Origin of the sequence: Treponema bryantii (genome assembly GCF_900111035.1) — a bacterium.
Taxonomy (GTDB): domain Bacteria; phylum Spirochaetota; class Spirochaetia; order Treponematales; family Treponemataceae; genus Treponema_D; species Treponema_D bryantii_C.
Window position 1 is genome coordinate 158,526 of sequence record NZ_FOFU01000005.1, and the last position, 21,980, is coordinate 180,505.

Below are 21,980 nucleotides of genomic sequence, written 5' to 3' on the forward strand. Positions count from 1 at the left end.
ATTATAACTTAACTTTTTCTAATTAAATAGTATATTCCTACCGATAATAAAATGAGGGATTTTAAATTAAAAGGATTTTGCAAAAAATATATAGAGGTGCTACATGGATAAGATGAAAAAAGTATTCTTAATTACTGTTTTCTCAGTGTTCGTTGCAGGATTATCTTTTGCACACGGAAAAGGTGATGTTGAAGAAATTTCAGTTGAAAACATGAACAGCTGGCAGGAACAGTTTGATCTGGATAGCCGCAAGCCGGGCAAGTACAATATTATGATTACAGCCCGTGACCTTGGTGGTAATGTTCATATTGAAGGACCTCATAACCTTTATCTGGATCCAAAATCTGACCTTCCAATCTGTGGTATTACAAACCCGTATCCTCACATGCGTGTCGTTGGTAACCTTAATATTGTAGGTACATGTGTTGATGATGATGGTGTATCACGGGTTGAACTCATTCTTGATGAAGGAAAAGAGACTGAAAAACGAGTTACTGCAGATGGAAAGGAATTCTGGTCTTACTACCTCGATACAAATGACCTTGAAGAAGGTGACCATACAATCAAAGTAATTGGTTACGATATAAATGAAGAGCCAAGAGTAAGCACCCCTTATGTGCTTACCTGGCAGCTTGACCGTAAACAGCCTGTAACAGAAGTTCAGGACAAGACAATGGGTATTCTTGTTTCTGGAAATGTTAAATTTGACGGTATTGTTTCGGATGGAAACGGAATTAAAGAGCTTTATTATTCTGTAGATAACGGCGAAAACTTCACACCTCTTAAGTTCGGCGGAAACAAGAATAAGTCTCTATGTGATTTCACAGTTTCAGTTGATACAAAGAAATTTAATGATGGACCTGCTGTTCTCTGGTTTAAGGCTATAGATATGGCTGGTTCTGTGGGAATGTATTCATTCTTGTACTTTATAGATAATACTAAGCCTGATGTTGGAATTGTTTATCCGGCAGAAGGTCAGGTTATGGACGGTAAATTCTCAGTTGCCGGTTATGCAAAGGATACAATTGGTGTAACAGAACTTTCATGGACATTCGGTTCTCAGTCTGGCACCTTTGATCTTATTCCTGGTAACCCTTACTGGGCCGTTAATGTAGACACACTTGCAATCAAAGATAAAGCAACAAAATTCACAATTCATGCTAAAGACCGTGCAGGCAATATTGTAGACGTAAGCCGCAATATTCCTTTAAATCAGGAAAATGACAAGCCTGTAACATCGGTTTCTGAACCTGCTGAAGGTCAGAACTTTGGTGATGCAGATCCGCTTTTTGTACGCGGTATTGCAACAGATCCTGATGGTGTAAAGGAAGTTCGAATTCAGCTTGATAATAATGAACCGATTATTCAGGAAACAAAGGGTGTATTCTACTATCATCTTTGTGATGCAGAAGCTCTTTCAACAGGTAATCATAAAGTAACTGTTACTGCAGTTGATGTAAATGATGTTGTTGGAAATCCTGTAGTAGTTAATATTGTTTCCCGCGGAATTGCTCCTCAGTTTGGTGAAGCGAAACTTAATGGTGGAAAAGACGGAAACGAATTTGTAAACGGTATGGAAATCCATCCGGAAAGTGGACGTACCTTCAGTTTGGGAATTACTTCTGGAGTAGGTCTTGTAAGGGTTTCTTCATCTCTTAAATGGGGTAAAGAAGGTCTTGCAGAAAGTTCTACAGAACTTAAGAATGCAACTTCTTATACATATACACTTCCAATTCTTCCGGAAAGTGCTAAGGGTGTAATGAACCTTACAATTGAAGCTGAAGATATGATTGGTCGTGTTTCAACTTATAGAGCACTTTACTATGTAACTAATACTACAGTTGTTAAGAGTGAAGAGCCTGTTGTTGTGTTTGATGACAGCACTGTAGACGAAGACGGTTCAATCATCAGTAATCCAGACTTCCCTGTTACCGGTTATCTGATTGGAGCAAATGCTGCAAGTGCAGAACTGGTTCCATCAACAAAGTTTGCAAAGGTTGAACTTGAAGGCAATTTAATCCGCCTTATTCCACAGAATGCAATTGGAAGTTCAGATCCTGTTGTTGTAAGAATCAAAACAGACAAGGGAAAGACTATCGAATCTCGTCCTTTGAGATTCCGTGCCGATACTGCTCTTCCTGAAATTACAATTAGTGATTACTCAGAATCAAATGCACTTAATGGACTTGAAGGTTCTTTTGCTGTAAGTGGTAAAGTTACCTGTGAAACTGGTGTTGGTGGTCTTAAATACAGAGTAATGTCTGCTAAGGTAGATATTCAGAAGGGAATTATTGCAACTACAACAGCTCCTTCTACAAATGATGATCTTAAGTCAATTGATGTTTCAAGAGACGGTTCATTCAAATTTACCTTTAATGCAGAAGACTATGGTTACGGTGTTCATATCGTAGAATTGATTGCTGAAAGTGCCGGCGGAAACAAAAAAGCCAAGGCATTTGCAGTTAAGAATATTCCAGATGTAGAAGAGCAGAATGGAAAGATGCCTGTTCCAAAAGCACCTGCAGTATTCTGGGCAGATGGCTTTGATGTTTATGCTGTAGCAGTTTATCAGGGTGAACTCGAAGCAGATTATCAGACTTATTTCCGCGAAGAAATGGTAGAAGGAAATAATCCTGTAAGCTTTAATACTGCAACTACAGATGGTAAGCCTGTTGCTGGAAAGTATACAGCTGTTAAAAAGCCTTCTCTTTCTGCACACATTGTACAGATCAATGATACTGATTATATGAGTGGTATGCCGATTGTTCTTGGCTACAACTCAAAAGATATTGCAACAATCCGTCTTTATATTGATACTGGCGCGGTTGTTAATTCTGTAAACTTCGAAATTACAGGTGAAGAAATTGCCGGTGGTTCTGTTACACAGAAGGGGGCTGCAAAGCTTATAAAGCCTACTCTAGAAGAGCCAATGCGCTGGATTGCAGAAATTCCTGCAACAAATCTTCCTTCACGTGTTAATAAACTCAGTGCTGTAATTAAGGCTGGTGCTCTTGAGCAGACTGTTACAGGTTCTTTCACAGTTGTACGTGAGGCAGAGGCTGAACTTATCAATGATAAAGAAGGAATCTATCCAATGCCTGCTACTGGCACTGTATATGATGAAGTTGATAATAACTATGTTTTGAGCAATGGCTCAAAATTCCTCTATTATGTAAATTACAATGCTCCTCTTAGAGTAGAACTGGTTTCTTCAACTGCAGGTCTTGTTGCTGAGGCTGATGGAAATCTTATTACTCTCTATGCAGAAAAAGACGGAGTATATAAGAATGTGGTTGTAAGAGTTACAGACCGCTTTGGTGATGCACACAATTCTTCTCCGTTGAACTTCATTGCAAATACAAGTGCACCTGAAATCAACTTTGTAACTCCAGAGCTTTTCCAGTGGGTAGGAAATACCTTTAGACTTTCGGGAACTGCAGCTCATCCTCTTGGAATCAGAGCCGTAGAATACTCTCTCGATAACGGTGAAAACTGGTCTAGTTTTGATCTTTCAAGAAACAATAACAGAGTTGGTGTAACCTTCTCTAAAGATGTAAATATTTCTGAATTGCCTGATGGCCTTATCAGAATCAATATGCGTGCCCGCGATACTTCGGGTCACGAAACCTATATTTACACATCAGCTTATAAGGATGTTACTCCTCCAGAAGTTCGAGTAGTTGAGCCTCAGGAAATTGATGTTGTAAACGGTGATAACCTCATTGTATTTGAAGTATCAGATAACGGACTTCTTGCTAAGGCTGAATATCTGGCTCCTCCAGAAAAGGGTAGGGCACAGGTTCGTCAGCCAATTGAATTGAATCCTCTTATCTATACTCATGTTGGTACACCAGAAGCACCTATCAGCGATGCAATGTCATTTGTCTTCACTGATGATGCAGGAAATGCAACTCCGGTAGAATCATGGCTGTTCAGTATTGATAATGAATCTGACCTTCCCCGTGCAGAAATTCATGTGCCGGAAGATATGCAGGTAATTACCCGCGACTTTACAATTTCGGGTGTTGTTTACGATGATGATGGTGAATCTTCAATCTTCTATAAGATTGATAACGGTTCATACAAGCAGGTATCAACAAAAGAAGTATTCAAGCAGACTAATGCAGACGCAGAGTACAAGCTTAATACAAGTTTCTCAATTGATGTACCTCTTGATACAATGGTAGATAACGAGCATACAGTTACTGTTTATGCTGTTGATATCAATGGTGTAAAGGGACCTGAGGTTTCACGCACTTATCGTATTTCTCTTGAAGAACCAAAGGGTGCTGTAGAAAAGCCTACAATCGATACTTCTGTACGTAATCTTGTTACAATTTCTGGTTGGGCAAGCGATAAGAACGGAATTGCAAATGTTAAGGTTTCGCTTGATAACGGTAACAGTTATAACGAGGCTGTAGGAACAGAAAAGTGGAGCTACACAGTAGATACACGCGCTATTCCTGGTGGAACTCAGGTTGTCTTCCTTAAGGTAACAGATAACTATGGTATTCAGGGACTTTACTCGAGCCTTATCAATATCGATAACGATGCTCCTTACCTGAACCTTGAATTACCGCTTGATGATTCTACAACAACTGGTCAGCTGTTCTTCTCTGGTAATACTTATGATAACGTAGAGGTTACAGACCTTTACATTACAATCAGAAACCTTGAAAGAGGTGGTGCACCAAGTATCCGTAAGATTAAGATTGACCGTATTATTGGTGAAACAATTGATATGCGTGATCTTCCAGACGGCTTCTATAACGTAGAACTTACTGGAAAAGATAAGGCTGGAAACATAACTAATGTCAGCCGCAATATTCACCTTGAAAAGAATATTGCTCCTGCAACTGTAGATATTTTGTATCCACTCAACGGAGAACATAAGAACGGTGTGTTCACAGTTTATGGACAGGCTGCTTCTGAAAGTGAAATTACACTCTTGAATCTCTATGTTGATAATAAGCTGGTTTCAGATACAACCCTTACAGATTGCGGCTTCTTTAAGTTTGATCTTGGTCCAGAAGATATTGAAGAAGGTGTACACACTTATCGTGTAGATTCTGTTCTTGCTAACGGAAAGATTGTAAAATCTCGCGAACAGACTATTACTTATAGTCCTGTTGGACCATGGATTAAGATTGATAACTTTACTTACGGTGACTTTGCAATCAACCGTCCTTACATCAGAGGTCAGGCAGGTTACTCTATCAGTGAAGATGAACTCCTCTTCTCTAGAACTAAGGAAGCAACTCCTGAGCAGAAGGCTGCAACAGCCGCTAAGAAGGTTGCTAAGATTGAATTGAGTTTTGATAACGGTAAGACATTCACAGAGCTTTCTAAGAATGAAAAGTGGATGTACCGTATAGAAAATCAGGATATTGCAGAAGGATATCACTTCTTCCTCATCCGCGCTACGATGAAGAACGGTGAAACAGCTATCACAAGAACAATCATTCAGGTTGATAATACTGCACCTTCAATCCGCCTGATTGCTCCAATAAATGGTGGTCGTTATAACCAGGTACTTAATGCTTCAGGTCTTTCAAATGATGATGTAAAACTTGAGGATGTAACTGTTGCTTTACGTAAGGGTGATAAAGCAAGTTACGAAGTTCCTTCATTCATCCAGGGCTTGTACTTAGACTTCCGTCTGTGGGGTGCAACACTGTTCTCTATAGGTGTCGGACTTACCTTCTTCGATGATGTTGTAAAGGTACAGGCTTCTTACGGACAGTTTACACAGCAGCAGCGTGATGCAGTTTCTAATCTGTTCAAGAAAGATCTTACAGATATGCGTTACGGTGGAAATGTATACAGTCTTAAGATTATTGCAAGTATTGCTTCTATTCCATTCAGCTTCTTCCTTGGTCACGACTGGGACTGGTTGTATGCAGGCTTTGGTGTAGGTGCTGAATTTGCAATGTTTACACAGACGAACAGTGGAAAGTCACAGATTCTTTCATCTCTGCTGGCTCAGATTGAGTTCCCTAAGATTAAATTGCAGAATGTAAAGGCCTTTAGTTCATTCTCAGTTTACACTGAAGGTGCTCTGTGGTTTATTCCTACCGACGTTTCTGGAGCAAAAATTGATAATTTGATTCCTCAGATTGCAATTGGATTTAGAACGAATATCTTCTAGGCAAAGGAGTGAGAATGTTTGGAAGGAAAATAAAAATATTATCTTTAGCAGTTTTGTTACTGTGTTCTTCTGGCAAGCTCTTTGCTCTGGAGGAATATGTAAGCGACATTTATCAGCAGATTGATACCTGCTTTTCTGCAAAAGATGATAGTAAATTAAATAGTATTCTTTCTAGAAACACAAAAGACAGATATTACTATTTAATGGAAAATTATACTCAGAAGAAAATCAGACGTCTTATTGTTAATAATGATTATGATTTTGCTATGTCTGCTACACTTGTTCTTATTGAGAATAATCTTGATAACGAAGAAGCTGTAGAAATGTACAGTGTAATTTCTGATGCTTATGAGATTCAGCGTAAACATGAAGCAGAGCGTGAGCATCAGAGACAACTTGAACTTGCAAGAATTGAAATGGAGAAGGAAAAACAGCGCAGTAACGTAGAAAAAGAATATGTTGCAGCTACAAAAACTTCTACAGGTTCTGTATATGTTTCTGGAAAAGAAACAAAGCTTACAAGTACAAACTGGCTGTTAAAACTTGGAATGGCAGATATTGCATATTTAATGGATAAGGGTTCTGAAATAAATTCGTTCCATTATGGTATTTGTTTAGACTTTGATTATGAATATACAATGGAGAATAAAAATGTTCTTGGTATAGATGCATTTGCAGGAGCTCAGTTCCTCACTATTCCAGTGGAAGAAGAAAAGATGGTTCCATTGCTTGGTGATTTCGAAGCTGCATTAAAATATTCATTTGCTAATATTTCTAAGAACCTGTTTATAAGAGCTGGTTTTGGTGCTGTAATTACAGGAAAATCAGATACTGCGCCACTTACAGAAACTGTCGTTGGTAACTTCTTCTCTCCATTTATAGGAATAAAAATGGGAAATCTGTCGCTTGGCTCGCTTAAGTTGGATATTGGCGCTGACTGGCTTGCAGGACATTTATTTTATCAAAATATAAAAATGGCAGCAGGTTTTGCTATGAATATGGCAATTCCATTTGCGGAATTGGAAAAAGTAAAGTTAAATTTCAATATTGGTTTGAGGGATAAATTCTTCCTTAAGAATGATGGAATGGAAAATAGAGCGAGTGTAATTCTGGCTATTGGAGTTGAAAATGTTATTAGGTAAGCTTAAAAGAATTTTAATTGCATTATTAGTTGTTTTCTTCACTGCCCAAACTTTTGCGGCAACAACCGATTTAGCTATTCGCTTTCTGGATAAAGCAAATGAAGCTTATGAGGATGGAAATGTAGAGGATGCCTACAAGTATGTAAATCAGGCCCTTGCAGTTGCAAAGGATGAAGATTCTCAGGCAAATGTTCTCTATTTTGCCCAGACCGTTTATGCTGCAAAGCTTCAGGCACTTCAGAAGAAATATGATGACATGGCTCTCATTGATATCAAGATGAATCTTGAGAAATATCCAAATGTAGAGACTTCTAAAATCAAAAAGCTTGTTAAGCAGATAGAGACCGATCAGGCTAATAAAGAAAAGGCTGCACAAAAAGCTGAGACTGCTGCACAACGCAAGGTTGAGCAGGAACGCTTTGAGGCTCAGCAGGAATCTATGGAAGCTCAGGCAAAGGCTATGAAAGAACAGGCTGCAGCAATGAAGGAGCAGGCTGAAGCTACAAAACAAGGACAGGAAGATTTTAAGAATGCCCTTGAATCTGGTCTTAAGGATATGGGAAATGCCTTTTCTGAAACTGCAAGAGAAACAAAGCGTTCTACACGTGTAATTGCTTTCTCAATTATTGGAATTGCAATCATAATCGCATTCCTTGTAATGCTGATTATAGTAATAATAAGAAGAGCTGCTAAGGCAAATCTCATGCAGCAGGAACAGTACGCACAGGCATTTAAGCTTCTTGCTCAGAATCAGAGCCAGACAAACCGCCTTATGCTTGGTGGAATTACAGATATCTATGGTGGAAACCCTTCACTTAGAATTGCTGGTTCTTCTACATGGGCTCCGGCACAGGCTCTTCCGGATGTAACTTTCTCTGAAGAGGATGAAGAAGAACTTAAGCAGCTTGCTGTTAAGTGTGAGGAAATTGGCCAGCAGATTGATAATGTTACAGGCCGTAAGAATAATTCAAAGAACGTTTCCGAGCTGGTTTACAAGCTTTCTATTCAGCTTGGACTTCCTCAGGGAATGGCAATGCTGAACTTCTGTGCTGCTATGATTTACGATGCAGGATTCCTTGCAATTGATCCTGATCTTCTTGTTGCAACTCAGCTTACAGAAGAAGAAAAGCATGCATTGAACGAGCACGTTAATCTTGCAGAAAAACATCTTGAGTTTGTTCCTAAGAAGTACTGGAGCGTATTTGAAGATGCTGCAACAAAGCACCATGAGAATATCGATGGTTCTGGATATCCACAGGGGCTTTCTGGAGACGAGATTCCACAGATTGCACGTCTTATCCGTGTAGCAGAAAGTTACGTTTCACTTTCAAGTAAGCGTTCTTATCGTGGTGCTATGGATAAGGAATCTGCTATAAATACACTTAAAGAACAGTCTGCTTTGTACGATCAGGATGTCGTAGAAGCACTTGATAAGATTCTGTAGTAAATATTTAAGCAAAATCTACCGATAAAGAGAGTATGAAAAAATCACTTTTTGTACTCTCTTTGTTTTTTTTAACGGTCCTTGCTTTTTCAGACGAGGTAAAACCATTATATAGACTTCCGGAAAAGAATCCTGTAAGTGCACTGGATAACGATTCGGAAACAGAAGTATTCCTCGTAGGTTCAGATAACGGACTTTTCCGCGTAACAAACAGAAATTCCGCAATTCCTCTGTGGACAGAAGCTCGTGTAGATCAGCTTTTGCGTGTAAATATTGCAGATAGCAGTGGAGTTCCACATCCTTCTTGGCTTATGCGTACTCAGAAAGGAGTTTTTTATTCTCAGGATTTAAAGAAATTTGAAGAACGTGATAATGGTCTTCCTTTCCTTACTATAAAAACCTTTAAAGAAGGACAGAAAACCCTTTCGCTTCAGATTCAGGAGCTCAAAGACCTTTCTGTAAATCCGCTTAATAACAATGAGGTTGTAACTGCTACAAAGGACAGTGTTTATTTCAGCCGTGATGGCGGACTTACCTGGAAAGACCTTGGTTCTATGAGTAAAAATTCTCCTGGAATGAAAGCTGTTGCCGTTGCCACACTCGATGATCAGACTGTAGTCTTTATGGCGCATCCAATTTTTGGACTTTCCTATATTTTCCCGGATAGACAGAAGGCTGGCTGGACAGATATTGATGCCGGTTTTGAAAAAATGCCTTCCCTTACATCTCCGGATGAAATTGCTGATATTCTTCCGGTTGTACGAACCAATGCAGACGGTTCAGTTTATACAGAAATCTATATTTCTCAGACTTATATTCCGCGAATCTATCGTCTCAACTGGCAGGAAAAGAAGGGTGAGCTGATTTATACAGGTTCTGAACCAACTGATGTTACAGACGGGCTTACTACAATAGATAATGTGCTTCTATATACTAAGCTTGAAGGTTTTGGCGCTATTGATTTGGATAGTCTTCAAAGTCCTGGTACTCCAAGTCAGGAACGAGACTGGCATGAAGCATTTTCTTCTGTACCAGGTATGATAAATACTGCCTGGATTCCTCAGTCTAGAAGCGGATTTGCACGCGGACTTCAATTGAACGAACTCTGGCTGCTTTATCCGGGAACTGTGAACTCTCCTTATGCAGAAATTGCAAACGGTAGAAAGAGCATTTATGCCTCTGCTTACCAGTGCAGCTTCCCTGAAGGAGTTGCGAAATTCAAGAAGATTATTAAAGACCGCAATATGAACTCAATGGTAATTGATATGAAGGATGATTATGGCTTCCTTCGTTATGATTCAAAAGATCCATTGGTTCTGGAAAAATGTTCTACCTCTGGCTATGCAATAAAAGACCTTGATAAATTTATTAAGGAATTCAAAAGCGAAAATGTTTATCTGGTAGCACGTATTGTTACTTTTAAAGACCGCTCTCTCTCAAAATACAAAAATGGAAAATACGCTGTCTGGGATAAAAAGTTGAACAAACCGTGGATGGGAATTAAAGGCTACGAGGATGTTCTTGATGAAAATGAGCAGCCTACCGGCACTAAAGAAACTGCATATTATGATGAGCAGTGGGTAGACCCGTATTCCGAAGAGGTTTGGGAATATAACGTAGCAATTGCAAAAGAACTGATTGAACGTGGTTTTGATGAAATTCAGTTTGATTATATCCGCTTTCCGACAGATGGTTTGAATCTTTATAATGCACAGTACCGCTGGCAGGATAAGGGAATGGATAAGGAATCTGCCTTGATTTCGTTCCTTTCTTATGCACGTGCAAATATTAAAGCACCGATTGGAATTGATATTTATGGTGCAAACGGCTGGTATCGTAGTGGAACAAGAACTGGTCAGGACGCAGAAATGCTTGCTGAGTATGTTGATGTAATTGGTCCGATGTTCTATCCAAGTCATTTTGAGCAGACATTCTTAAACTATGCTCCTGTTGCAGACCGTACATATCGCATTTATTATTACGGCTCGTTCAGAAATACAATTTTGTGCCGTAACAGAGCAATTATTCGTCCATGGGTTCAGTCATTCTATCTGAATGTAAGCTACGACAGACTTTATTATGATTCTGATTATATAAAGAAGCAGTTCTTTGGTGTTCGAGATTCTCTGGACCGCGGATATATGTGCTGGAATAATTCCGGGGAATATGGGACTACTCCGCCTGATATTGAAGCAACTGAAACTTTTATTGGAACTGCATCAGAAGCCAGCAGGGAATTCCGTAAACCGGCAATTGGTGATAAGATGAAGCCGCTTTATGTGGATTCTGATGTTTCGATTCTGGACAGTATTTTGTATCCGTACAGAGAAGAAGAAACAACAAGATTTAATCCATTCTTAAAGGTAATGCCATAAACCATAAAGAAGGAAAATAAATGACACCAAATCAATACACTCCAGAAGAACCAATTTCATCAATTGCAACAGCCCTTTCGCCAGCCGCTTTGGGTATTGTTCGTGTTTCGGGAAGGGGATGTATTGAACTGGTAAGCAAGGTATTCAGCAGATCTAAGGCATTGCTGGAGGCCCCGGGGAACACTCTGGTTTACGGGTGGATTCTTGATGCTGATAAAAAAATAGACGAAGTCATGCTTGCCGTTTACCGTGCACCAAAAAGTTTTACCGGTGAAGATATGGTAGAAATTTTCTGCCATGGCGGACCTGCCGTTGTTACTGCAATTCAGAATCTTATGCTGAAGATTGGATTTCGACAGGCGAACCGCGGTGAATATACCTTCCGTGCTTTTATTAACGGTAAAACTGATCTTACCCGTGCAGAAGCTGTAAAAGAAATTATCGATTCGCATACAGATGTGTCGCGCTCTCATGCTGCAGGGCGGCTTGCGGGCTCTTTATTTTCCGAAATCGATTCTATTAAAAAGCTTATCATAGATACGCTCGCCGCGATTGAAGTTGAAATCGAATACCCGGAGGACGAAGAAACCATCGCCGACTCCTTTGACCGCGGCGACATAGAAGCTGCAGCGAGCCGTCTCCAGGCGCTTGCTGATTCCTGGAGAGGTGAAAAACTGTATCAGGACGGAGCTCGTGTCGTTCTTGCTGGCCGTACAAATGCCGGTAAATCTTCACTGTTCAACGCAATCTTAAAGGAAGAACGCGCGATTGTAAGTGATATTGAAGGAACTACTCGCGACTGGCTGGAAAGCTGGGCAAGTATTAACGGAATTCCGGTTCGGCTTTTCGATACCGCCGGCCTCCGCGAAACAAGCGATGTAATTGAGGCTCAGGGTGTAGAAATCAGCCGCAGTCTTGTTCACGATGCGGACGTTGTTTTGTATCTTGTAGATTCTCAGAGCGGGCTCAATGATGAGGACTGTGAATTCATAGAAAACTGTTCTGAACCGCTTATTGTGGTTGAAACTAAGATTGATAAGGCTGCAGCTCCTGAAAAGAGTAGCCCGGATAATACGGGGCGTTGCGGGGTGTCCCCGCTGGAAGGGGTAGCGAGCAACGAAGTGCGAGCGAGGGGAAGCCTTTCCCCTTCTGTATGCCGAATCTCTTCAAAAACTGGAGACGGCCTTTCAGAGCTCTTTGCCAGAATTTCCGACATTTTAACAGCAGGCCTTTCAACAGAGCGTACTCAGGCTGGTTTGGGCTCGGCACGTCAGAAGGAAGCGGTATCGGCGGCTCTCGAAAGTGTACGACATGCCCTTGTAAGTGCCGACGACAATTACACTCTCGACGCTGTAGTTCAGGATCTTGAAGATGCTCTCGACTCTCTTGGCGAAGTAACCGGCGACGTAACTCCTGATGATGTTCTCGGAAGCATTTTCGCTAACTTCTGTGTTGGAAAATAATCGACTTTTTATTGTTATCAGAATATAATTAAGAAAAAAATGATTACGAAGGACGGATTATTATGGATTTGATGAAGCTGCAGAATGGTAGTGATATTCGTGGTGTTGCAATTGAAGGAGTTGAGGGAGAAAATGTAAATCTTACTCCACAGATTGCAAAGCAGATTGGTTGTGCTTATGTTAGCTGGCTTGCAAAGAAGCTTGATGTAGATGCTACTTCTCTTCATCTTGGAGTTGGCCGCGATTCTCGTGTGACAGGTCCGGATCTTGCAGATGCTCTTATTGACGGTATGGTGAGCGCTGGTGCAACTGTCACAGATTGTGGAATGGCAACAACTCCGGCAATGTTTATGTCTATTGTTTTCCCGGAGACAAATTTCAACGGTTCTGCAATGATTACCGCAAGCCATCTTCCGTTTAACAGAAATGGTATTAAATTCTTTGATGATGATGGTGGCCTTGAACATGAAGATATTACAGAAATCCTGAATCTTGCAGGTTTCCTTAATCCTTCAAAAATCAATGTACCTGTAGAAAAATTGGATCTTCTTTCAATCTATGCTGAATATCTTAAGAATAAGATTGCTGATGGTCTGGCTGATCTTGGAAAAGGTGATAAACCTTTGTCTGGTCTTCACATTGTTGTGGACAGTGGAAACGGTGCTTCTGGTTTCTTTGTTGATAAGATTCTTCAGCCGCTCGGTGCTGATACAACTGGAAGCCAGTTCCTTGAGCCGGACGGAATGTTCCCTAACCATATTCCAAACCCTGAAAATAAACAGGCAATGGAAGCAATCCGAAGTGCTGTGCTCGCAAATAAGGCAGATCTTGGTTTGATTTTTGATACAGATGTTGACCGCATGTCTGCAGTTTTGAGTGATGGAAGCGAAATCAACCGTGACTCAATTATTGCGATGATTGCTGCAATTCTTGCTCCTGAGTATCCTGGTTCAACAATTATTACAGACAGTGTTACTTCGGATCGTCTTACATACTTCCTTCAGGATGTTCTTGGTCTTAAGCATCTTTGCTATATGCGTGGTTATAAGAACGTAATCAACAAGCAGAAGGAATTGAATGCTGCAGGAACAGTTGCGCCATTGGCTATGGAGACATCTGGACACGGAGCTCTTAAAGATAACTACTTCCTTGATGACGGTGCCTTCCTTGCTGTAAAGCTTGTAATTGCATTGGCTCAGTCAAATGCACAGGGTAAAAAGCTCGACAGCCTTATTGAAAAGCTTCCTCCACTTGTTGAAGAAGGTGAATACCGCTTTAAGATTTCCGGAGAAAACTTTAAGGAATATGGACAGAGTGTTCTTGCTGAGTTTAAGAGACGTGCCATTGAGGCTGAGTATGAAATGCCGGAATCTTATGAAGGTGTTCGAATCAGTTTTAAGGGAGAAGACGTTCAGGGCTGGATGCTTTTACGTTTGAGTCTGCATGATCCTGTTATGCCTCTTAACATTGAAGGCGCACGTAAAGGTGATTTAGCAAAACTCGTAGAAATTGCAAAACAGTTAACAGACGGTTTCGATAGATTGGATAGAAGCTGTTTAGTATAAACCGATAAATGCCGTAACCGACTTCTCTGGTGCCATAATCAGGGTGTCCATAAGTGTAAGCCCGATTCTTGTACATGGCAGAAGCCGGAAAAAATCTCTCTGCACATCAAGAGGAACATCGCCGTAGCCAGGACTATAACGTGGACGAGTTTTTAGTCCTTGAGTTTCGGCGATTTTTTTTATTTTTGTATTTAATAAATCAACAACTTCTTCTATATACATAGCACCGGTAGCCTGCAGAATGCTTGCATAAACAGAGTCTGTAGAACTGTAACGGCGAATCAATGCATCTACCTGTGGCCCGATAGTTGCTGCCACAAGTGCAACCTTTGAGCAGTCTTTAAGATTTGTGCCGAGGTCTCTTGAGTGAAGAGTGATGTCGGCGAATTTGAGTTCTGTGGTAGTTTTGATGCATTCGCTTTGCGAGCACTCAACCACAGACAAATCAAATACCTCAAACACCGCCTGTGGCTTTATAACAGACTGCATCTCTTTTGCTGCTTTTTCCATCAGTGCTGAAACATCAACATCCGGTACAGCTACCTTCCTATAACCAAGATAGCGTGCTACCTCTTTTAAGTCAGGTGAGAAATCTTTACTGTCAGGAAATAAAAAAGTTGCACTCATGGTTGGAAGTATAATCCATTTTTGATAAAATATAAATCATGGAAAATTACAAGAAAGAATTTATTGATTTTATGGTGCGCTGCGAAGTGCTTAAGTTCGGGTCGTTCACTTTGAAGAGTGGAAGACAGTCACCTTTCTTTATGAATGCGGGTGGTTATGTGACCGGCGGGCAGCTTGCACAGCTTGGAAAATATTATGCTCAGGCAATTCATGACAATTTTGGTGATGACATTGATGTCTTCTTTGGTCCGGCTTACAAGGGTATTCCTCTTGCAGTTGTGACTGCCGTTGCCTACAGCGAGCTTTATGGAAAAGAAATTAAATACTGCTGTGACCGCAAGGAAGAGAAGGATCACGGTGCAGATAAAGGCGCAATCCTCGGTTATAAGATTAAGGATGGTGACCGCGTTGTAATTATTGAAGACGTTACAACATCAGGAAAATCTATTGAAGAGGTTTATCCGAAAATTAAGGCTCTCGAAACAACTTCGGGTAGCATCAAAATTGTTGGTGAAATCGTAAGTCTTAACCGCGAAGAGCGTGCTCCAGACAGCGAGAAATCTGCTCTCGAAGTGATTACAGAAAAGTATGGCTTCCCTGCACGCGCTATTGTTTCTATGAGCGATGTTGTTGATGCGCTTTATACAAACGGTGATAAGAAAGTCATTACTGATGAAATTAAGAAAGAACTTGATTCATATTATTCGCAGTGGGGCTGCAAATAAATGAATAAAAAAAGAATCTTTACATTATTTTTATTTATCAGTTTAATCTCTGCGTTATATGCACGTAAGCCAAAGACTGCTGAATCTCGATATCCAAAATTGATTGTTGCTCTGTCGCCAAGCGCAGCAGAAATACTTTTTACAATTGGTGCCGGAGACCAGGTTTCTGCAGTTAGTGAGTTTACTGATTTTCCTGCTGAAGCAAAAGCAAAGCCTGTTGTCGGCGGATTTGACGGAAAAACTCTAAGCATAGAAACTATCATGTCTTTTAAGCCGGATCTCGTTTATCTTACAGAGGGCATGCACAACTTTTTGATTTCGACTTTAGAGAGTAATGGTATTGCTTATTACGTTTCTAAGGGCGAATCTATTGCTTCTGTAGAAAAAGAGATTATCGAGGTTGGTAAAATTACCGGTCATGAAAAAGAGGCTGCAAAAGTTGTAGATGATATGGAGAAAAAACTGAAGAAGGCTGCTGGTGCTGCAAATAAGGATGGACCGATAAAGGTTTACTGGGAAGTCTGGAACGCGCCTTATATGTCTGCAGGTTCAACTTCGTTTATAAATGATGTAATTAAGGCTGCTGGCGGTGAAAATATTTTTGCTGATTTATCTGATGCATATCCAATGGTCAGTGAGGAAACAATTATTGCCCGCGAGCCTGCTGTAATTCTTATTCCTGCAAGTACTGGTCTGGAATCTTCTGCAGTGGGCTTGCGCAATGGCTGGGCAGATATTCCGGCAGTGAAGGGTGGACGTGTTTTTGTTGTAGATGATAATGTGTACACAAGACCAGGTCCACGTGTTGCAGATGTGGTTCTTGAACTTTCTGATTTGTTGAAGTAATGAAAAGAAAATCCCTGTGCTGGAAAATACTGTCATCAGTTCTCCTTATTATTTCTGTGATTCTAGCTCTTATGCTCGGTGCAGAAAAGGTGAGCCTTGCGGCAGTTTTTGGTCAGGGAGATAAATTTGAAAATATCATTTTATGGCAGCTGCGACTTCCTCGTGTGCTGCTTGTTTTTTTAACAGGCCTTCTGCTTGGTGGAAGTGGTGCGGTATTCCAGTTATTTTTCCGTAATCCACTGGCTGAGCCGGGAATTATGGGAATCAGTTCCGGGGCTACACTAGGGGCGGTGATTGCAAGCATTGTGCCGGGAATTATGGCTCTTACTGGAAAAGGTGGAGTTGGGGCTTATATTTCACCGGTGAATCTTTGTGCTTTTGCGGGAGCCCTTGTTGCTGGACTTTTTGTGACCTCACTTGCATTCAGTCGGGGTGGAAGGTCATCTTCAGTAATGCTGCTGCTTTGCGGTACGGCGCTTGGAACATTGTATTCTTCTTTAAGTTCCATGCTGCTTCTTACCTGCAACAAAGAACTTCATTCTATTTATACCTGGATTCTTGGAAGTTTTAACGGACGTGGTTGGAACGAACTGCTGTTCATCCTGTTGCCTTCTGTAGTTTCTATAATTCTTATGTTTGTTGTGTCGCGCCCGCTCGACTTACTTACCGGAGGCGAGAAATCAGCAGCCGCGCTCGGAGTGGAAGTAGACAGACTCCGTGTTCTTGTATTACTTTGCGGAGCTCTTGCTGTTAGTGCTGCAGTGTGTGCTGGAGGAACTATCGGTTTTGTTGGGCTTATTGCTCCTCATATTGTCCGGAAGTTTCTTGGGCCTAAGGCACGTACTCTGGTTCCTTTCAGTATGATTTTTGGTGCAGCATTACTGCTGCTTTCTGATACTCTGGCTCGTGTGATTATTGCACCGGGTGAGCTTCCTGCCGGAATTATTACATCAATTCTCGGTGTGCCATTCTTCCTGGCATTGTGTCTTGGAGGAAGAAAATGAGTGAGAACTTTGAAATTAAAAATCTTTCGGCCAGTTATGGTGACAAAGAAGTTTTAAGGGATATAAATTTTTTGTTACAGCAGGGTGAGTTTGTCTGTCTTTGTGGACCAAATGGTGCGGGGAAATCGACTCTGCTTAGCGTGATGGCGGGTGTGAAGGATTCGGCCTTAAAAGTAAAAGGGGAAATAAAGTGGGTTAATTCAGATAACCAGAGCGTAGCTGAAGTCTCAAAACTGTCTCGCCGTGAATGTGCTCGTATTATTGCCTATATGCAGCAGAACGAATACTCGGAGTGGGATTTTAAGGTTCGTGATTATGTACTTCAGGGTCGGTATGTATATACTCGAAGCGGGCATTATTCCGCCGCGGATTATAAAATTGCCGATGGTGTTCTTGCGGACCTTGGTCTTTCTCTGTTTACAGACCGGTACATTCACAGCCTTTCCGGCGGTGAGTTCCAGAAGGTCCGCCTTGCTCGTGCACTTGCTCAGACTCCGAAGTTTCTTCTTCTCGACGAACCGGCCGCAAACCTCGACTATGTTTACGAGCCGCATCTTATGCAGCTGCTTCGCGCCACCGCCCATTCCAAAAATCTCGGAGTTCTCGCGGCCGTCCACGACATCAACTTAGCTGCTCGTTTTTCCGACAGAATCATTCTGCTTCCTCCAAAAAAATCCGTGCTTTCCGGCGCTCCATCTGATATAATGAATACAGAGAATTTAAAGTATACATTTGGAGTTGATTTCGAATGCAAAGAAATAAAGTCTTTTCAATCATTACAATAGCTTGTTTTTGTTCAATTCTTCTTATTCCAATTGGACTTTCCCTCATGTGGTTTCAGACATCCTGGAAGAAAAAGCGTAAAATAATTATTACTGCAGCAGGCTCTCTTTTGTATGTTGCGATTGTTGCTTTTGTACTTCTTCTCGAACCTTCTTATAACACTGGCGGAGTTTCTCTTCCGTTTAAATATTCTGGTGGTGAAACAGCTTATGATGCTCCTGCAACTCCAGGTCGTCCATCAAAAAAAGAAAAGAAAGTATCTCCTGCTTCAGATAAAAAACAGAAATCAGATTCAGAAAAATCAGAGCCTGAAGAAGAACGTGTTCCGCGTTCTGTAAAGAAACAGAGTGGTCGTACACTTGGCCGCGGTTTCTATTTCTTTCTGTTTTTCGTAATTGTAATGATCTTGATTTTATGGCGTAATTTCCGTTCAGCTGGAAAGAAAGAAGATTATGAAAATCCTTATGTAGATACAAATCTTTACAAGCTGCCATTAACAGATGATTCAAAAATGCCGCTTGTTCACTTTCTGCGTCTAAAGGCAAATCAGGGTGAAAAAATTCTGTATGCAACTGAAACTGTTCAAAAGGATAATGAAGGGGATTTTGTTGTTACTGATCAGCGTGTGGTAATCTTTTCAAAAACTGGCACTTCAGAGATTCCAATCTCTGCTCTTACTGCCGTGCTGTCAATTTCCAACAGTGTTATGCAACTTACTTCCAGCTCTCCGACGGAACAGAAATATTATATCTTCCTGCCGGAAAGCCAGATGAAGTTTGCTCTGGCAATTGTACGCTGGGTATATGGACGCCAGAGTCAGAATTAGCACTTTTTGAGTGCAGCTGAATAAGCGCGGTCTTCCGGCTGTTCTGCCTCGCGGTAGAGTATTGCTGTAAATCCGATAATTCGGACAAGTGTAGCATTACATTTTTCACAGGTTTCTGCTGTGAGTTCTTTTACTTCGTCTTTATATTCGTTGAACTTTACTTTGATGAGTTCATGAGAAGCAAGAGAATTGTCTACCATCTGAATAACACCCTCTGTAACTCCGGCGCCACCAACAATTACAACCGGCTGAAGGTCATGTGCTTCTTTTTCGAGATATTTTCTCTGTTTACTGGTTAATTCAATCATGTGCTCTATTTTAGTGATTAAACGAGCTTCACGCAACCATACGGAGTGTCGCTGTAGGTTTTGAAGTCTTCGATAATGCGGTGGGCTTTTTCTGAGACCTCAGAGAGACGATGCCCATTAACGAGAGGGTTTATATATCTCTGCTTTACCTTCAGGTTGATACAGAAATATTCTTTTTCATCCATCGGCTCTTCGGTATGCTCAATAGACGTCATGGTGCGGAATGTTTTATATAAGCGAGGTAATAAAGTGGTTTCGGTACATCCTCTGCGCGGACTCTCAACCACCGAGTCCAGCCTCTCCATTACTTCCTTTTCACTCAGTGTCATAAAATCTTCTTCACTAAGAACACCTTCTTTTTCTGCAAGGTTCATAATCTGGCCCAGAAGGTGAAGTGCAAGTTTGTTTTCATTCAACTGAAGAATATGACCTATCATACAAAAGTGTTCGCAATAAAGTTCTGCAATTTCAACATGCTGAAAGCCAAGTTCATCCTGTCCATCTTCATTTTTCAGAATTATCAGATCATTATAACAGCGGCGGATTTCATCCATTGTCCAGCTTCCATCCAGAGCCATTCCGGAAGGAAACATATATTCAAGGCGGTCTGCACTGAGCTGCGGAATCTCGTTATCGGCTATCGGGTAAATATGATAATCTTCAACCTGAGCGGGAGTCAGATCATCTTCTGCAAGTAGGCGGTCCAATTCTGCGTCTCCGCGGATTATTTGTGCGGTTGGTTCTTCAGTCGCAGTCTGTGTCAGCATATCTCCCTTACGAAAATCAGATACATGAGAAAAAACTGGTGTTGAAATATCGTGCAAAAGTCCTGCTATAGTCTGGGCCTTATCATGTGTAAAATGCCAGACAATCAGTGCAACACCTTTGCTATGGTCGAGGCGCGAATAAAAAAATCGGTTTCTGTAAAGAGGTGTCCAGTCGGTTCCGCAAAGCAGACCAACTCCAGCCAGACGCTGCATAACCGGTAATTTTATATAGCAGTCTAAAAAATCAGGATAATCAGATTTTGGGCAGAGGATTTCAAAATATTCGGAAATATCATATTTGACTGGGGCATGCTGTTTCAGCATTGTATCCCAGTCGTATTGTGCGTAGTAATTACGCATTTTTAATCTTTACATCAAGCTGGTTGAATGGAATAGAAATTCCTGCTTCATCCAGTACTTTTTTGATTGCAATGTGGATGTCATTTCTTGTCTGAAGGAAATCAGCAGGTTTAAACCAGACTGCAACAACAAGATTTATACTGCTTGAATCAAAACCGTCAAACCAGACTGTTGGTTCCGGGTCCTTCAAAACTGTAGGGCAGAGCGCAGGAGCCTTTTTTAAGGTTTCAATTGCGAGATTCATATCAGTTGAATAATCAACGCCAACCTTTACTGTCCAGCGGCGCTTATTGTGATATGAGTTATTTGTAAGATTGCTGTTGATAATTGTAGAGTTCGGAATACGAACCATCTGATTATCAAAGGTATGAACACGGATAGAAAGAAGTTTTACTTCATCAACAATACCGGTTACATCACCAACAATGATTGTATCTCCAACGTGGATGGAACCTTCTGTCAAAACGAAAAGTCCGCTGATAAGATTGCTTACTGAAGTCTGTGCAGCAAAACCGATTGCAACTCCGGCAATTCCTGCAGCTCCCCAGATGGCTTTAAGATTGATTCCGAAAAGTCCGAGTACATAAAGTACAATGACTACATAACATATATAACGAAGGAATTTAACGACTATTGCTGCTCTCTGAGCCGGGAGTTTTGATTCCGGAACACGGCGGATAGCCTTGGCTATGAGACGGAATGCCAGCCATATTATGAAAAGAATCAGAAGGCTTCCTATCAATCTAAAAAGATTTTCCCATGTAAGAAAAGTCTTTATCCAGCTGAAAAACGATGTAGTTTTATCAAAGAAAATATCATTAGCAGCATTACTTGCAGCTTCACCAATAGAATTGATTTTTTCGTTCATTTCTAAAATGTACCGCTGATTCCTGATGATTTCAAGTGTTACGATGGTTGAGCCTGTCGAAACTAATGTAGACTTCAGCTGTTATGCTTACACAAATCCTTTATCAGACATTCTTCACAATTAGGAGTTCTTGCAGTACAGACGTAGCGCCCGTGCAGTAAAATCCAGTGATGAGCATCGTGCAGAAACTCTGGAGGTATTCTTTCAAGCAGACTTTTTTCTACAGTTTCCGGTGTATTTCCTTCGGCAAGTCCGATTTTTGGGGCAACCCTAAGCAGGTGCGTATCAACCGGCATTGTAGGTTCATGAAAAATTACATTCAAAACTACATTTGCAGTTTTACGTCCAACTCCCGGAAGTGTCATAAGTTCTTCGCGGGTTCCCGGCACTTTACTGTCAAAATCATCAATCAGCTTCTTAGAAAGACCCATAACGTGTTTGGCTTTGTTTTTATAGAGTCCGATTGTTTTGATATAGGAAATGAGACCTTCTTCTCCAAGTGCAAGCATTTTTTCCGGAGTATCTGCTACCTTAAACAAAGCAGCGGTCGCTTTGTTTACGCCTTTATCGGTTGCCTGTGCACTAAGAACTACAGCAACCAGCAGTGTAAATGGATTTACATAATCCAGTTCAGAGACTGGAGCAGGATTTGCCTTTTTCCAGCGCTTGAAAGCTTCTGTCATTTCCTCTTTTGAAAGCAATGTCATATTTTCTACAATAATGAAAAAT

General features: G+C 41.0%; 16 protein-coding genes. 11 read left to right on the forward strand and 5 right to left on the reverse strand.

Annotation, left to right across the window (positions count from 1 at the left end; genetic code table 11):
* Positions 1–103 precede the first annotated feature (103 nt).
* The 6 genes from BMY21_RS10520 to BMY21_RS10545 all read left to right on the forward strand — a co-directional run bounded on the left by BMY21_RS10520 (position 104) and on the right by BMY21_RS10545 (position 14,137).
* A complete protein-coding gene (locus tag BMY21_RS10520) occupies positions 104–6,148 on the forward strand; it encodes an Ig-like domain-containing protein (RefSeq protein ID WP_074643897.1) in 6,045 nt (2,014 codons plus the stop codon).
* Positions 6,149–6,162: 14 nt separating this feature from the next.
* Positions 6,163–7,290, forward strand: coding sequence for a hypothetical protein (locus BMY21_RS10525; RefSeq protein WP_074643900.1), 1,128 nt, complete (start codon positions 6,163–6,165; stop codon positions 7,288–7,290).
* Complete coding sequence (locus tag BMY21_RS10530; protein WP_074643902.1) at positions 7,277–8,734, forward strand: HD-GYP domain-containing protein; 1,458 nt, start codon at positions 7,277–7,279, stop codon at positions 8,732–8,734. The genes BMY21_RS10525 and BMY21_RS10530 overlap by 14 nt, the downstream gene beginning before the upstream one ends.
* A 35-nt stretch (positions 8,735–8,769) precedes the next feature.
* A complete protein-coding gene (locus tag BMY21_RS10535; protein ID WP_074643904.1) occupies positions 8,770–11,109 on the forward strand; it encodes a putative glycoside hydrolase in 2,340 nt (779 codons plus the stop codon).
* 20 nt (positions 11,110–11,129) lie between these two features.
* On the forward strand, positions 11,130–12,572 hold the full coding sequence (gene mnmE / locus BMY21_RS10540) for a tRNA uridine-5-carboxymethylaminomethyl(34) synthesis GTPase MnmE (protein WP_074643907.1): 1,443 nt from the start codon (positions 11,130–11,132) through the stop codon (positions 12,570–12,572).
* Between the two features lie 62 nt (positions 12,573–12,634).
* Positions 12,635–14,137 carry a phosphohexomutase domain-containing protein gene (locus tag BMY21_RS10545; RefSeq protein ID WP_074643908.1) on the forward strand — a complete coding sequence of 501 codons (1,503 nt, stop codon included), beginning with the start codon at positions 12,635–12,637 and terminating at the stop codon, positions 14,135–14,137.
* Here the strand turns inward: BMY21_RS10545 and BMY21_RS10550 are convergent.
* Positions 14,129–14,764: a vitamin B12 dependent-methionine synthase activation domain-containing protein gene (locus BMY21_RS10550; protein WP_083379833.1), complete on the reverse strand. Its 636-nt coding sequence runs from the start codon at positions 14,762–14,764 to the stop codon at positions 14,129–14,131. The genes BMY21_RS10545 and BMY21_RS10550 overlap by 9 nt on opposite strands.
* Positions 14,765–14,802: 38 nt before the next feature.
* Between BMY21_RS10550 and pyrE the strand changes: the two genes are divergently transcribed.
* From pyrE to BMY21_RS10575, 5 genes are read left to right on the forward strand one after another with little or no spacing between them, the layout of a single operon-like run.
* Entirely contained in the window at positions 14,803–15,489 is a 687-nt protein-coding gene (gene pyrE, locus BMY21_RS10555) for an orotate phosphoribosyltransferase (RefSeq protein ID WP_074643911.1), read from the forward strand.
* Positions 15,490–16,335 (forward strand): ABC transporter substrate-binding protein, encoded by an 846-nt coding sequence (locus tag BMY21_RS10560; RefSeq protein WP_074643914.1) that lies wholly within the window; start codon positions 15,490–15,492, stop codon positions 16,333–16,335. It abuts the gene before it with no gap.
* Positions 16,335–17,339 (forward strand): FecCD family ABC transporter permease, encoded by a 1,005-nt coding sequence (locus BMY21_RS10565; RefSeq protein ID WP_074643916.1) that lies wholly within the window; start codon positions 16,335–16,337, stop codon positions 17,337–17,339. The genes BMY21_RS10560 and BMY21_RS10565 overlap by 1 nt, the downstream gene beginning before the upstream one ends.
* Positions 17,336–18,124: an ABC transporter ATP-binding protein gene (locus BMY21_RS10570; protein WP_074643919.1), complete on the forward strand. Its 789-nt coding sequence runs from the start codon at positions 17,336–17,338 to the stop codon at positions 18,122–18,124. Before BMY21_RS10565 ends, BMY21_RS10570 begins: the two co-directional genes overlap by 4 nt.
* Positions 18,088–18,948 (forward strand): hypothetical protein, encoded by an 861-nt coding sequence (locus tag BMY21_RS10575; protein WP_074643921.1) that lies wholly within the window; start codon positions 18,088–18,090, stop codon positions 18,946–18,948. The genes BMY21_RS10570 and BMY21_RS10575 overlap by 37 nt, the downstream gene beginning before the upstream one ends.
* On the opposite strand, the gene BMY21_RS10580 is transcribed toward BMY21_RS10575, so the two are convergent.
* The 4 genes from BMY21_RS10580 to nth all read right to left on the reverse strand — a co-directional run bounded on the left by BMY21_RS10580 (position 18,945) and on the right by nth (position 21,958).
* Complete coding sequence (locus BMY21_RS10580) at positions 18,945–19,256, reverse strand: YhbY family RNA-binding protein (protein WP_074643924.1); 312 nt, start codon at positions 19,254–19,256, stop codon at positions 18,945–18,947. The two genes, BMY21_RS10575 and BMY21_RS10580, sit on opposite strands and share 4 nt — an antisense overlap.
* Positions 19,257–19,273: 17 nt before the next feature.
* On the reverse strand, positions 19,274–20,383 hold the full coding sequence (locus BMY21_RS10585; RefSeq protein WP_083379834.1) for an HD domain-containing protein: 1,110 nt from the start codon (positions 20,381–20,383) through the stop codon (positions 19,274–19,276).
* Positions 20,376–21,251, reverse strand: a complete 876-nt coding sequence (locus BMY21_RS10590) for a mechanosensitive ion channel family protein (protein ID WP_074643926.1) — start codon at positions 21,249–21,251, stop codon at positions 20,376–20,378. Before BMY21_RS10590 ends, BMY21_RS10585 begins: the two co-directional genes overlap by 8 nt.
* A gap of 74 nt (positions 21,252–21,325) precedes the next feature.
* Positions 21,326–21,958: an endonuclease III gene (gene nth, locus BMY21_RS10595; RefSeq protein ID WP_074643928.1), complete on the reverse strand. Its 633-nt coding sequence runs from the start codon at positions 21,956–21,958 to the stop codon at positions 21,326–21,328.
* Positions 21,959–21,980 lie beyond the last annotated feature (22 nt).